Raw genomic sequence first — 14456 nt, 5'->3', positions numbered from 1 at the left:
GAGGGACATCATTTGGATGATGTCCCTCTCGTTTTTACTCTTTTTCTTGTTCATCCTCTCCCCACAATTCCGTATCTGAAGGGGCTTTCTTCAGGCTCCAGGCTATTGCCGAGCCTATAACAAGCAAACTAATTAAATATATAATCATAGTTATGGTTTGGTTTCTAATTATTCAAAGAAAACATATTCAAACGGTTTATGTTCATTTTGAATACGAAATAGCGGTTTATCTCAGCGATTTATCCCGATACTCTGTCGGCGTCATGCCCATTTTCTGCTTGAAACATTTACTGAAATAGCGCGGGTCGTTGATACCGACCATATAGGATATTTGCGTCATGGAATACTCTCCGGTTTCTATCAGCTGGACTGCACGGTTGATGCGCATTTCCTTGATGAACTCGATAGGCGCCAAACCCGTCAGGGTTTTCAGCTTCTTGAAGAAAACAGAACGGCTGACGGCCAGTTCCCGAACAAAATCATCCACCACCAAGTCACCATTATCCATATTCTTCTCCATAAGCTCTACAAGCTTATCCATAAACTTACGGTCGTTGGGCGACATCACCGGAGCTTTATCCGCTTCGGGAACATCCGTTATATTCTCGTCATTCTGCTCTCCGGAGGCGGGAACGGGCGCTGCAACTCCTGCCGGCATCAAGTCCTGACGGTACAGAGCCTGCAACTTCTGCCGTTGGGCAAGCAGATTCTTTACACGCGCTTTCAGGTAGGTAGCGCTGAAAGGCTTGGTTATATAATCATCGGCACCGTATTCCAATCCTTCCAGCTTACTTTCGATGGACGACTTCGCCGTAAGCAACACAATGGGAATATGACTGGTAGTCATATCGGCACGCAGTTCACGGGTCATGGCGATACCGTCTTTTTCCGGCATCATCACGTCGCTGATAATAATATCCGGCAGGAACTTCAACGCTTTGTCCAGCCCCTCCACACCATTGGCAGCCTCTACAATGCGATACTCGGAAGCGAAGATACTGCGCAGGAAGATACGCAGTTCGGAATTATCTTCTACCAAAAGCATCAGGCCTTTGGATGTTTCCTCAGCCTCTTGCCCTTGCGGAGGCTCTTCTGCCGGCGGTTGCGGGGAAACGGTTTCTTCCGTACCCGCCATATTCTGCCGACGGATTTCCAGACCGGCCGTTGTATCATCCTGCATAAATTCCACCGCCTCGTCATAATGCTCCTTACCTTTCATAAAGTCTATCTTGAAGCAGCTTCCTTCGCCCAATTTACTGTCTACCGAAATCAGCGCCTTATGCATTTCCACCAGCTCCTTCACCAATGAAAGACCGATGCCCGTACTCGGATTGAACAAGTTACGGTCTACCAGATTCTCGAACCGGACAAAGATTGATTTCTTCTTATTCTCGGCAATACCGATGCCCTGGTCTTGCACGCCGATGGAAACCGTCTCCTCGTCCTCATGGATGAACAGCTTAATCATCTTTCCGTTCGGAGTATACTTGAAAGCATTGGAAAGCAGGTTGAAAATAATCTTTTCATACTTATCCGCATCTACCCACAGATAAAGCTCCGCCTTTTCCGTCTCAAACAAGAAGTCTATATGATGCTCCTCGGCCACAGAATCGAAGTTCTCCATAATCTTACGGGTAAAAGCCACCACATCGATGTGCTGCACCTGCATTTTCATCTTCTTGTTCTGAATCTTCCGGAAGTCGAGTATCTGATTGATAAGACGCAGCATGCGGTTCGTATTGCGTTCTACCACCTGTAACTGCTCGCGGGCATCCGCCGGTAATTGCGTATTCGCCAGCACGTACTCAACCGGACCGGAAATCAATGTCAAAGGAGTACGCAGTTCATGAGAAATATCCGTAAAGAAGCGCAGTTTCATGTTTGTCATTTGCTGCTCCACGGACACCTCATGCTTCAAGCGATAGATTGTAAACAGGATATAAACGGCTGTAACGATAATCAGCAATACGAACAAGACATACAGGAAATAGGCGAAAGGAGTTTCCCAGAAAGAAGGAAGCACCTCTATATCGAGCAAGCGCGTATTTTCCGTCCATATCCCTTCGGCATTGGTGGAGCGGACCTTAAACACATAATGGCCTTTGGGCAGGTTGGTATAAGTAGCCATCCGTTGCTTGCCTACGTAGTTCCACGCCTTTTCAAAACCTTCCAGAATATAGGCGTACTGTATTTCCGAAGGTTCCGTATAGTCGAGCGCCGCAAACTGAATGGTGAAAATATTCTCTTTGTGAGAGAGCGTCAACTTGCGGGTATCGTCCAGGCTCTGTCGCAGTATCGAATTCGTACCCGGTATCACATCTTCATTTGATATCAACAGTTTAGAGAAGACAATCGGCGGGACGTAGCCGCTTTTCCGGGTGGAGTCCGGATTGAAAAGAAAAATGCCGTCGCTCGTTCCGTACATGAGGTCTCCCCATGAGGTATAAAGCGATGCCGCCTCGCTGAAACGTACACGGAACGAGATACGCTCGTCGGCGTAATTCTCGAACCGTTCTTCTCCCGGGATAAACTTACTGATACCGTTCTCGGTGCTCATCCAGAGATTTCCCCCGTTATCCTCACGAATGGAAAGCAATATATCCGAAGGCAGGCCATCCTCAACGCAGTATGACCGGAACCTTGCATGGCCGTCCGCGTTTACAGACAGCAACTTATTCAATCCCCCGCCAAAGGTGGCCAGATAGAGTTCTTTTTTACGGGTGGACAGAATCCAATGCACGTCATTGTTGCTCAAACTGTACATATCGTCCTGCACACGCAGATAATGATGGAATACGGCATCTTCCGGATTTTTGAAACTACCGTTGACCATCAGCGCCCCGACAGTAGTGGCAATCCATATATTACCCTGATGGTCGCCGGTTATGAAGCGCACCTTATGGCATTTGTCGATAGGAAAGCCTTTCAGGTTGTTGCGGTGATTGACAAATATCTCCTTACCGTCCCGGTTGCGGGTCAGATAATTTATCCCGCCGCCGAAAGTGGCAACCCAAATACGACCTTTATCATCCTCGTAGACACAATACACATTGTCATCGCTCAAACTGTAAATATCATCTTTCCGGTGTTGATAACGTGTCAGTTTATAGCGCATCTCTCCCTGAGGTTCCGCTTTTACCAAGCCCTCTCCTTTGGTGGCAATCCAAAGGTTGTGCCCGCTGTCTTGAAAAATAAAATAAACATTCCCTCTTAGCGGAGTTCCCGTACGGGATACGACACCGGTTTCCGTCAGGTATCCGTATTCTGTACGGTTCTTATCATAAACCCTTAGCTTGCCGTCTTTTAATCCCACCCAGAGATTGTGCCGCGCATCTTCACACAACGCACGTACCTCATTGCTCAACGACTCGTACCGATGAGGTTCGGGCGTTATCATGCTGAACAGAGAGGGCTGGAAGGTAATCTTTTCCAATCCTTTGGAGTGGGTACACATCCACAGGTTACCCTGCCTGTCAGAAAAAGCCGAATGAATCTTATTGGAAAAACGCCAGTCGGCATCCGACAAGCCGTTGTAAAAAGCTCGCAGGCTATTGCTCGCTCTATCAAAACGCGAAAAGCCACCGCCATAGGGATGCACCCATACCGTACCGTAAATATCTTCGTGCACATGAAACGCCGGACGCGAACGGTCTGTGCTGGTAGGCTCCACACGTATCACTTCCGTTTTCAAGACCTTCGTTTTCGTATTGAAATGCGCGACGGTGCCCGGCACTTCCTGCTCAAACCATATTTCCGAGTACTTATCCACATAGATGGAACGTACCGGCGCTTTTGGCAAACGGGACGCCTCATAATGCTCGGTTGCTCCGGACTGTATGTTGTAAGTGAAGAATCCATCGGTTTCCGTCACAATCACAAGGTCGTGCTCATCGATGTTCTTTATCGCCACGATACGGGAAGTACCGGGTAGCTGCAATAAAAGGAATTGCCCGCCTTTCTTTTGATAACGCCATACACGTCCGTTATCCGAACCGAAAAAGATTTCATTTCCGCACTCCCGGGCTGTATAAAAGACTTGGCCGGACGTTTCTTCCTTATTGGCTGTTTCCACAAAATAAGAAACGAGTTCACGGCTGCCTTCGGCAAGCATCCCCAATCCGTTATTGGTCAGCATCCACTCGTTTCCGGCAAGGTCTTCATAAATATCATATACATGGGTGGCCGGAAACAAGCCCGATTTGTCAGAATACCACTCCGAGGTGAGACGATAGGTGGCCGGATCCGTTTTCACACGGATAGCTCCCTCATTCTCCGAAAGCAGCCATACAGAACCGCATGGCAACACCTTAACGGAAGCTATGACCGCTTTGCCGCCTTTCTCCTCCGTAGCGGGAACGCTTTCAAAGGTTTCGGAACGGGTATCAAAGCGATAGACTTGATTATCATACGTCTGCAACCAAAGGAAGCCGTATTTGTCTTCATACATATGGTCGGCGCGATTATTCGTCAGGTTAATCCGGTTATCGAACTTTGCCTTATAGGTTCTGAAAACATATCCGTTAAATTTATTAATGCCGTCCCATGTGGCAAACCACATATTCCCTTTCCTGTCCTGCAAAATACACATTACCGTATTCTGGGAAAGGCCTTCTTCGGATGAATAATGGGTAAACAGGCAGTCCGGCTGCGACTTAACCGGCAATGCGCATATCAAACCGACAATCAGATATAAGATTTTTCTCATAATATATTCATTCTGTGGCGTAAAGATACATATTTCGTTGAAAAATCTTGTATCTTTGTTTTTATTTTAAATATCGGCATGAGACTATTTGTTATTCTTTTTTCCTTTTTACTTTTCGCCAACCGGACTGTAAAAGCACAGACAGATACAATAAGCTACGGGGTGATAAAGAATATGCCCGCTTTTTACGAGCAACTGAAACAACAACTTACCTATCCCGAAGCATGGGGAAATTCCGCTACAAAAGACTTCGGAAAATGGAGAGCGGAAGCACGGAAAACGGTGATGGAATGTATGCAGAATCTGCCTCCCGCTCCCAAAGAATACGATATGTCCGTTGTCGGAACGGAGCAACGGGCAGGATATGAAGCCCGCAAAATATGGTTCAATGTTTCGGAATGGTCTCGCATACCGGCCTATTTATTGGTTCCTGACGGAAAAGGGCCTTTTCCGGCCATAATAATGCTGCACGACCATGGAGCGCACTTTTCCATCGGCAAAGAGAAAATGGTGCGTCCTTTCGGTGTTTCACCGGAAATATCGGCCGATGCCGGGGACTGGGTGATTCGTTGTTACGACGGGCAATATACAGGGGATTACTTTGCGCAAAACGGTTATGTGGTATTGTCCATTGACGCCTTGTTTTGGGGAGAACGCGGACGAAAGGAAGGGGTAAGTTATGACGGGCAACAGGCACTGGCTTCCAATTTTATGCAAATGGGGGCGTCCTGGGGAGCCTTTATCAATATAGATGATGTACGCAGCGCTGAATTTCTGGCTTCTCTGCCAATGGTGGATAAGGAAAAGGTCGGTTGCTTGGGATTCTCCATGGGAGCTTACCGTTCATGGATGTTGGCTGCGCTGACCGATTGTGTAAAGGCATCCGCTTCCATCTGCTGGATGAATACCACGGAACATCTGATGACGCTGACCAATAATCAGAACAAAGGCGGTTCGGCCTACTCCATGCTTATTCCAAATTTAAGGCGTTATCTGGATTACCCGCATACGGCAAGTATCGCGTGCCCCAAACCCTCTCTTTTCTTCAACGGAGCTAAAGACAAGTTATTCCCGGTGGCAGGGGTGAAAGATGCGTATCAAGCGATGAGGGAAGTATGGGAAAGCCGGCACGCCGGCGACAGGCTTGTCACTAAAATATGGGAAGAGAAGCACTTCTTTAACAAAGAGATGCAAAAGGAGGCGCTGGAGTTTTTTAATAAAGAAATGAGAAACAATGATTAACGGCTGGGAGTGTTCAAATACATTTTGACACACTCCCAACCGTTAATCACTGTTTCAGATGTTTCTTTATCCAGACCAAATGTCCATACTCCGTATCTTCGGATGTCCAATGTTCGTTAACGGGAGTAATAAGCGCTTCTTTGGGACAATCCAATACATTGTATACAATATAACTGGTAGTAGGCGGACAGGTATCATCGTTGTACCCCCAAGTCATGTAAGTAGGGATTTTTATCCGGCGGGCAAAGTTTACTACATCATAATAGGCCATTGTATTCAGCTTGTCGGCAGTATCCATGCCGGCCACACGGAAGAAATGCGGATAACCGCCGGCTCTGCCAGCCTTATATCCTGCCATATCGCTTAAAGCCGGATGATTGGCAACGCATGCTGTCACACGGGTATCCAATCCGGCGGTAATCAGCGCCAAAGCGCCACCCTGGCTACCGCCTTGCACGATAACATTTCTGCCATCCCATTCCGGTAAGGAAGTCAGGAAATCAATACTGCGGACGCATGCCAGATACACACGCTTCATGTAATAATTGTCCTTGTTATCCAAGCCGTTGGACAGGTATCCGTTCTCTCTGCCGTTGAACGCATTGCTAATTTCCTTAAATTCGGCTTCGGGCATCTCCGGATTGAGTCCATGTATCTCTATCTCGAAACGGATGCAACCCTGTTCTGCATAGTATTTGTGGCGAAGAGGGGCTTTGATGGTTTTGATTCCTGCTCCCGGCGGGCAAAGTACTACCGGACAGGCACCTTTCCGCATATTCTTGGGACAAGTCAAATAACCATAGATACTCTGTCCGCGACCGTTAAGCCGGAGCTTAACCAAATAGCAATCTATCTCATCGGTGGAATACTTTTCAACCCGCTCTTTCGTATATGCCAAAGGGAAAGCCGCGGCTTCGGATTTATTCTTATCCCAAAACTCATCAAAATCGGCAGGTGTCTTCGTATAAGGTTGAAGCTTCTCGGGTGAGAAGCCTACCTTTACATGGTGCTTATAAGTCTTTCCGCCAATAGTGGCTTGCAGACGGCAATCCCGAAACCCGGGCTGCTTCATGCTACCGATAGTAACGACGGCCTTGCCGTTCTTCAATATAACGGAACCTTTTGTATCGGAAGGCATCATATCGTCTCCGAGTTCGTAATTGACTGTCACGCCGTCTTGCGGAATACCGTATTTGTAGAACTGCACCTCTACGGTAGCTTTCTCGCCTGTCCGATAGAGCCAATCGGCATGATTAGGAACGGTTACCCAAAGCACATCGCTCCTGTAAGGATAATTCTCTGCGGCGGCAGTCAATGCCATCCCCAGCAGCAGAGTGATAACTCCCAGAATTGTTTTATTCTTTACCATTTCAGACTTGTTTTATCAATCAACGTTTGATGTCTACCAGCGCATTACCGTTGGCAACCGGATTCCAACCGTCGCTACCGGCAAGAACTGTCTCGATTTCATATCCTTCCGTGTCTTTCAACTGATGAGAGAAAGCGGCACGGGATTTAGGATTGGCTCCCGGACCATAGCTGTCATATTCAGCATAGAAAACCGTTTTCTCGGCATCTTTCTTGTTCCAATTGTGCCAACCGGCGGGAAGAATATGCTTTCCTAAATCACAATGAATAAACACGGCCCGGGCAAAAGGACGCCACGGACGGGATAGATAAACGTTCTTCACGTCTGCATCCGCAGTCAGTTTGCAGTCATAGAATACATAGCCGTATTTCTGCCCTTCATCGGTAGAAGGAGCCGTGACATAACCATCGCGTTTACTATGGATATGGCAGCGATTGAATACCGCCGTAGACCAACCGAATATAAAATCGACCGTACCTTCTACATAACAGTCCTCATAATACTGCCGCATTCCTTTTCCGTAGGTGTAGAGCGTATCTTGAAAACCGAGGAAACGGCAGTTCTTAAAATAAGCGCGGTCGGCGCTGATAAAACAGGCAACCGCCTGTCCTACCGGACCGGATGTATTTTCAAATGTAATATTCTCCGCATAAAAGTCGGGTGCATAGATATAGCAGGAAGACGAACCGGACGTACCTTTATTTTCACCAAAAACGTTCGGCTTGCCGGCATAATCGTCGTATGATATGACAGCCCCTTCCTGGCCTATCAAGGAGACGTTAATCTTGCTTTCGGGCACAATCAGCTTTTCTTTGTATACGCCTTTACGCACCAGTATCGTGGTACGGACATTCTTGCGGAAATCGGGTACGGCATTGATAGCCTCCTGTACGGTAAAAAAGTCGCCGCTACCGTCTTGCGCTACCACGAAATCATAATGGCGAACATATTTTGCCAACTCAGGCACTTCCCGGGCAATGACATCTACCGTAATACCGGCAATGACACGTGCGCCGTATATGTTGAGATGAGTATTGTCTTCGCGCCCTTTAGGCATGGCGGAGATAGTGTTGGCAGGTACCCACATGAAAAGCTTCTTCGATTCTTCCGGTCCCAGTCCCTCTACCAGATCGTGGGTGAGCTTATTCATATCGATAAAAGGAACATTCAGTTCCTTCGCTACATTACGCGGAGAATCCAGATAGGCTCCATGCGTATCAATCAGTTTGTCTCCTTCCACCACGCTGTGTTTTTGAGAAGCATCCTGTTTGGCATCAGGGTTGATTCCTTTACGGATATCATCCTGAAGAATAGCTTCTGCTACGGCTTTATTGTCGGCTGTGCCGAAGTTACGGCGTACGATGGAATTGAACAAAACGGGGATGCCGCCTTTCGCACGGGTTTCATTAACGAACTTACGCAGGTTGGCATCGAAAGTTGTTCCCGGATCTGTATGGCGGTCTGCTCTCGGCTTCTCGTCATTATGTCCGAACTGGATAAACACATAATCGCCTTTCTTCATCTGTGAAAGAACTTTGTCCCAGCGTCCCTCATCAATAAAACTCTTGGAACTGCGCCCGTTCATAGCATGATTATCCACCCGTATATCTTCTGAAAAGAAACCGGGCAATACATGCCCCCACCCTCTTTCAGGGTTACCGCCCGCCAACGACTTATTTGCCATTGTGGAATCACCAATCATAAATATCGTGATTACCGGCTTATCAGCCGTGAAAGCGGAACACAGAAAAAATGCTGCCAACAGCAGAATCAATTTATTTTTCATGGTTTTCAAACTTATTATTTAATATCGTATATTTGCCAAAATAAAATATCTTCCACACAATGAAAAAGACTAGAAGCAATACATTCGTTCTCGAAAACGAGAAAGTATGGGAACCCGCCGGTGAAGGCGTTGTTCGTCAGATTTTGGGGTATGACGGTCAGGTAATGCTCGTTAAGGTTAAATTTGAGCAAGGCGCCGTAGGCACACCGCACACCCATTATCATACCCAGACAACTTATGTGGCAAGCGGCAAATTTGAATTCACCGTTAATGGTGAAAAACAAATCGTGTCGGCAGGCGACGGAGTTTACATTGAACCGGACGCCGAACACGGATGCACTTGTCTGGAAGCCGGTATATTAATCGACTGTTTCAGCCCCATGAGAGCGGACTTTCTGAAACCGTAAGTTTAGCTTACGGTTTCCACTCACTGCATATCTTGAAAAGGTAGCTCATATCTTCATACTTTGCAACATCCTTTTGGGTCAGCCGCTTTATCCATTTCACCCGGTTGGTATCATCAGCTCCCTCTCCCGTATTGCCGAATTCGGCATAGCGGGCTGTCTTCTCATTTTCGGGATTACGCCAATTATTCCAGCCTGCCGGACAAATATGCCTGCCCAATTCACAGTTGATAAATACGGTAGCCGCATACGGGCGCCACGGACGTCCCAAATAAACCTTATCGACGCCCGGAGCAGCAGTCAGTCTGCAATTCTTAAACACATAACCCACTTCAATCTCCTTTGGAGTAGAGGCGGCCGTTATGTATGAATTGGATTTACTATGAATAATGCAATCCTTGAATAATGCGGTAGAAGGACCAAAGATGAAATCGGTAGTACCCTCGATATAACAATTCAGAAAATAGAGACGGGTACCTTTCGCACCGGTGTAAACGGTATCCTGGTTTCCCAGAAAACGGCAATTGATAAAGACCAGACGGTCGCCTTCCGTATGAAGCGCAACAGCCTGCCCCAATCGTGCGGCGTTATTCTCTATCGTCAAGTTCCTAAAAGTAATGGAACTTCCCTCCACTTTTAAAGTATAGGTACGAAAAGTACCCATCTTGTTTATATTGGCATGGTCGTCATAGGTAATAATCGTATTCTCTACATTCTCACCGATAAAATCGACGTTTTCCAGCCAGGAAGGAAGAACGACCTTTTCTTTGTATACTCCCTTTTTAACCAATACCGTCACCTTATAATCCATGAAAGCACGGATACCTTCCATCGCTTCGGTCAGCGTACGGTAATCTCCCGTACCGTCACGTGCAACCACAATCGTGTCTTTCCATTGCTGTGCCGCAGATAAAGAACCGATTCCGCACAGCAAAGTCATCACAAAGCAACACAATGTTTTCACAGTAACTTTCATCATCACTTCTGATTAACGATTGCTTTCACGTCCTGAAGACGTTCCCACTCCAATGATGCAAGAATAAACGGACCCACGGCTTTAGGATCGTTGTTGCGGATTGTTTCATTGATGTAATAATCATAATCGCCCGAACGATACACTTTTCCACCAAGACCGGCTACGGCACAAGCTTTTGTGATACTTACCACACCGTTCTTATCCACTTCTATAAAGTTATCAAGAATGCCTTTATATCCTTTAACAGCCACTTCCAGATAGGATTTATCGATATATCCCTTACGTACGCCCTTAAACAGGGAATATACAAACATGGTAGAGCAGGAAGATTCCAGATAATTGCCCGGGGCCCCGCTCTTGTCCAATACCTGATACCACAAACCGGTCTTGGAATCTTGCAGACGTTTTATCTGAGAAGCTATTTTATTGAAGATAATCAACATGGAGTCACGTCCCGCTTCATGTTCCGGAATAAAATCCAAAGCATCGACAAATGCCATAGCGTACCAGCCCATAGCACGTCCCCAGCTATGTTTGGATTGTCCGGTAACCGGATCTGCCCAACGCTCTTTGCGGCTTACGTCGCAAGCATGACGATAAACATCGTTCTTCGGGTCGTAAGTATGGCGCGCAGCCATCAGGAATTGATTGATAACATCGGCATAATCATTTACCCGATTGTTACGGAAAGCATATTCCGCATAGAAAGGAGCTCCCATATAAATACCGTCCAGCCATACTTGGTTCGGGTAAATCTTCTTATGCCAAAAACCTCCGTCGGCATTTCGGGGATGCTCATCGAGCTGGCTTCTCATCAAAGCAAGCGCTTTCTTGTATTTCTCATCCTTTGTCTGTTCGTAGATACGGAACATAAATTTACCGGAGTTTATACGGTCAAGGCTGTATTCTTCACGTTTGTACATTTTGATAGTTCCGTCGGCATTTACCATTGTATCGGCATAGGCCAATGCATAATCATAGATTTTCTGATCACCGTAACGGTCATATACATCCAGCATAGATTGCAGCTCCAGACCGTGGCAATAGTCCCATTTCAGCTTCGGCTGAAAATCCAGTTGCCAGGATTCCGGGCAGCGAATCATTTCGGATTCCACCATACGTACCGACCACGGCAGGTTTGTGCTTACACCCTGCGCAAACATACTCAAAGGAGAAAACAACAATAAACCGGATACAATAAAATTACAAATAGAGTTCTTTTTCATGAAGTTGTTCTTTTTTGGTATTAGACCTTATAATTTTTCACGAAACAAAAGTAGAGGTTTCTTTTCAAACACCTGTGCACTTTTTGGCGCAGAGGGTGTATTTTTTGATTTTCGTGTACGGAAACAAACAAAATTGTGCACGATAACGACAAATTTGTCCAAAATCATCCTTATTTACTATTTATTATGCCTTTACAGTTTGATTAATTGGGAAAAGGTCTTATTTTTGACCCCGATTTTCAATTCATACTATTGTAAAACATAATCATTTATCAATTAAATCACAAAAGAATGGAACAAGTTTTCGGTTACATCATCGCTTTGGGAGCGTCTGTAATGATGCCTATTATTTTTACAATCATAGGCATGTGCATCGGAATGAAATTTGGAAAGGCTCTGAAATCAGGTCTCTTCGTCGGAGTCGGATTCGTAGGTTTGGGTGTAGTCACCGCCCTGCTGACAACAAACTTTGACACTCCCTTGAAAGCCATATCCGATTTGTATCACCTGCAACTGAATGTATTCGACATGGGATGGCCTGCAGCCGCCGCCGTAGCTTACAATACCGCCGTTGGTGCACTCATCATTCCTATCTGCTTAGGCGTTAATTTCCTGATGCTTATCACTAAGACCACACGTACGGTAAACATAGACTTGTGGAACTACTGGCATTTCGCTTTCATCGGCGCTGTGGCCTATTTTGTTACCGGCCAAAACTTGGCATGGGGTTACTTCGCAGCCATCATCTGCTATGTTATTACACTGGTTTGCGCAGACCTCACTGCAGAAAAATTCCAAAAGTTCTATGATTTGGACGGAATCTCCATTCCTCAACCTTTCTGCCAGAGCTTTACACCGTTTGCCATACTTATCAACAAGGCGTTAGACAAAATCCCCGGTTTCTCCAAACTGGAAATCGATGCAGAAGGCATGAAGAAAAAGTTCGGCGTAATAGGCGAACCGTTGGTATTGGGAGTTATCGTAGGCATGCTGATAGGTTGGGCTGCACAGCTCGACATCAAGAAAGTACTCTTCCTGGGTATTACGATGGGAGCCGTAATGGAACTTATTCCCCGCATCACTTCTCTGTTTATCGAAGGATTGAAACCTATCTCCGAAAAGACTTCGGAACTGGTAAAAGCCAAATTCAACGGTAAGAAAGTACATATCGGTATGAGTCCTGCATTGGTTATCGGTCACCCCGCTACACTGGTGGCGTCGGTTATCCTGATTCCCGTTATTCTGGCGCTTGCCGTATTCCTGCCGGGTAACCAGTTCCTGCCATTGGCTTCACTTGCAGGTATGTTCTACTTGTTCCCCATGATATTGCCCTTTACCAAAGGTAATGTGTTAAAAACTCTCATCATCGGTCTTATTACTTTGATATTGGGTCTGTACTTCGTAACGGACATGGCGCCCGACTTCACATTGGCCGCCAATCAGGTATATGCCGAAACACACGATCCTACGGCACACATTCCCGAAGGTTTCGATGGTGGAGCCATTGACTTTGCCGCTTCTTTCTTCGGTTGGACCATATACAGAGGTATAAAACTCTCGTATGCAGGTGCTGCAATTCTGGTTGTGATAGCAATCGCCATGATGCTTATCAACCGCCGCATCATCATCCGTAGCGAAAAAGAAGCCCAAGCAAGTGCTAAATAAAAGAAAATTCAATCACAGCATATTAATATTTAAAGTTTATATCAGACATGAAAAAATTAGCAATTGCCCTGATGTTGGGTGCCGCCGCAATTACGGCTTCCGCCCAAGTAAATTACACTGTGCAGACTGCCTGCCATCCGTTGGACGTAAAGCACTATGATACAGAACGTCTTCGTAGCGCCTTTATGATGAGTAAAGTAATGGCTCCGGATGAAATCAACGTTACTTATACTCTCTATGACCGTTTGATTTACGGAGGTGCAATGCCTGTAAATAAAGTTTTGAAACTGGAAACCTTCCGTGAACTGGGTCCTGAAATCACTTACTTCCTTGAACGCCGCGAACTGGGTGTTATCAATACCGGTGGTGACGGAGTAGTTACCGTAGACGGTAAAGAATACCCAATGAAATATAAAGAAGCGCTTTATGTAGGTTGCGGTAACAAAGAAGTTACTTTCAAAAGCAACGATGCCGCCAACCCTGCTAAATTTTATATCAACTCGGCTCCGGCTTACAAACCGTACGTTACTCAGTTGATTACAACCGATGCCAAACTTCAAAAAGCCAATCCTAAGAAATATGCTCTGGGTATCTCCGACCATTACGGAAAAATGGAGGACAGCAACGACCGTATCGTAAACCAGCTGATTGTAAAAGATGTTTTGGAAAGAGTAAAAGACGGCGGTACAAACCAATTACAGATGGGACTTACCGAACTTGCTCCGGGTTCTGTATGGAATACTATGCCTGCTCATACTCACACACGCCGCATGGAAGCATATTATTACTTCAACCTGGCTCCGGGAAATGCAATCTGCCACTTAATGGGTGAACCTCAAGAAGAACGCCTCGTTTGGTTGCACAATGAGCAGGCCATCACTTCTCCTGAATGGAGCATCCACGCTGCCGCAGGTACCAGCAACTATACTTTCATTTGGGGTATGGGAGGTGAAAACCTGAAGTATAGTGATAAAGATGAAATCAAATACACAGATATGAAATAATATCCGTAGACAAGGAAATAGGCATGGTTGTTCGCAACTATGCCTATTTTTGTCATTTTCTCCATGATTTCTACCAAAT

General features: G+C 46.1%; 9 protein-coding genes. 4 read left to right on the top strand and 5 right to left on the bottom strand.

The annotated features are described in order from the left end of the window. Positions 1 to 226: 226 nt before the first annotated feature. Complete coding sequence (locus I2F54_RS09750) at positions 227 to 4705, bottom strand: hybrid sensor histidine kinase/response regulator transcription factor (RefSeq protein ID WP_195501073.1); 4479 nt, start codon at positions 4703 to 4705, stop codon at positions 227 to 229. Between the two features lie 78 nt (positions 4706 to 4783). Here I2F54_RS09750 and I2F54_RS09745 point away from each other — a divergent pair, with 78 nt between their 5' ends. Next, positions 4784 to 5947, top strand: coding sequence for a dienelactone hydrolase family protein (locus tag I2F54_RS09745; protein WP_195501072.1), 1164 nt, complete (start codon positions 4784 to 4786; stop codon positions 5945 to 5947). 46 nt (positions 5948 to 5993) lie between these two features. On the opposite strand, the gene I2F54_RS09740 is transcribed toward I2F54_RS09745, so the two are convergent. Further along, a complete protein-coding gene (locus I2F54_RS09740; RefSeq protein ID WP_009123036.1) occupies positions 5994 to 7316 on the bottom strand; it encodes an acetylxylan esterase in 1323 nt (440 codons plus the stop codon). 19 nt (positions 7317 to 7335) lie between these two features. After that, positions 7336 to 9102: a pectinesterase family protein gene (locus I2F54_RS09735; protein WP_087412339.1), complete on the bottom strand. Its 1767-nt coding sequence runs from the start codon at positions 9100 to 9102 to the stop codon at positions 7336 to 7338. A 59-nt stretch (positions 9103 to 9161) separates the two neighbouring features. On the opposite strand from I2F54_RS09735, the gene I2F54_RS09730 reads away from it, so the two are divergent. Next, a complete protein-coding gene (locus tag I2F54_RS09730; protein WP_009123034.1) occupies positions 9162 to 9509 on the top strand; it encodes a cupin domain-containing protein in 348 nt (115 codons plus the stop codon). 7 nt (positions 9510 to 9516) lie between these two features. On the opposite strand, the gene I2F54_RS09725 is transcribed toward I2F54_RS09730, so the two are convergent. Beyond that, positions 9517 to 10485 (bottom strand): pectinesterase family protein, encoded by a 969-nt coding sequence (locus tag I2F54_RS09725; protein WP_009123033.1) that lies wholly within the window; start codon positions 10483 to 10485, stop codon positions 9517 to 9519. Further along, positions 10485 to 11708 (bottom strand): glycoside hydrolase family 88/105 protein, encoded by a 1224-nt coding sequence (locus tag I2F54_RS09720; protein WP_039951076.1) that lies wholly within the window; start codon positions 11706 to 11708, stop codon positions 10485 to 10487. Before I2F54_RS09720 ends, I2F54_RS09725 begins: the two co-directional genes overlap by 1 nt. A 291-nt stretch (positions 11709 to 11999) precedes the next feature. On the opposite strand from I2F54_RS09720, the gene I2F54_RS09715 reads away from it, so the two are divergent. Continuing rightward, on the top strand, positions 12000 to 13373 hold the full coding sequence (locus I2F54_RS09715; RefSeq protein WP_009123030.1) for a PTS galactitol transporter subunit IIC: 1374 nt from the start codon (positions 12000 to 12002) through the stop codon (positions 13371 to 13373). 47 nt (positions 13374 to 13420) lie between these two features. After that, positions 13421 to 14377 (top strand): 5-dehydro-4-deoxy-D-glucuronate isomerase, encoded by a 957-nt coding sequence (gene kduI, locus I2F54_RS09710; protein WP_009123029.1) that lies wholly within the window; start codon positions 13421 to 13423, stop codon positions 14375 to 14377. Positions 14378 to 14456: the final 79 nt, after the last annotated feature.

Source organism: Bacteroides clarus, assembly GCF_015555825.1.
Taxonomy (GTDB): domain Bacteria; phylum Bacteroidota; class Bacteroidia; order Bacteroidales; family Bacteroidaceae; genus Bacteroides; species Bacteroides clarus.
This window is presented reverse-complemented; position numbering and strand designations above follow the sequence as displayed.

What these genes read in the sequence shown, in the direction of transcription:
- I2F54_RS09750 (WP_195501073.1), bottom strand. Translation starts at nt 4,705, where the DNA reads ATGAGAAAAATCTTATATCTGATTGTCGGTTTGATATGCGCATTGCCG.
- I2F54_RS09745 (WP_195501072.1), top strand. Translation starts at nt 4,784, where the DNA reads ATGAGACTATTTGTTATTCTTTTTTCCTTTTTACTTTTCGCCAACCGG.
- I2F54_RS09740 (WP_009123036.1), bottom strand. Translation starts at nt 7,316, where the DNA reads ATGGTAAAGAATAAAACAATTCTGGGAGTTATCACTCTGCTGCTGGGG.
- I2F54_RS09735 (WP_087412339.1), bottom strand. Translation starts at nt 9,102, where the DNA reads ATGAAAAATAAATTGATTCTGCTGTTGGCAGCATTTTTTCTGTGTTCC.
- I2F54_RS09730 (WP_009123034.1), top strand. Translation starts at nt 9,162, where the DNA reads ATGAAAAAGACTAGAAGCAATACATTCGTTCTCGAAAACGAGAAAGTA.
- I2F54_RS09725 (WP_009123033.1), bottom strand. Translation starts at nt 10,485, where the DNA reads ATGATGAAAGTTACTGTGAAAACATTGTGTTGCTTTGTGATGACTTTG.
- I2F54_RS09720 (WP_039951076.1), bottom strand. Translation starts at nt 11,708, where the DNA reads ATGAAAAAGAACTCTATTTGTAATTTTATTGTATCCGGTTTATTGTTG.
- I2F54_RS09715 (WP_009123030.1), top strand. Translation starts at nt 12,000, where the DNA reads ATGGAACAAGTTTTCGGTTACATCATCGCTTTGGGAGCGTCTGTAATG.
- kduI (WP_009123029.1), top strand. Translation starts at nt 13,421, where the DNA reads ATGAAAAAATTAGCAATTGCCCTGATGTTGGGTGCCGCCGCAATTACG.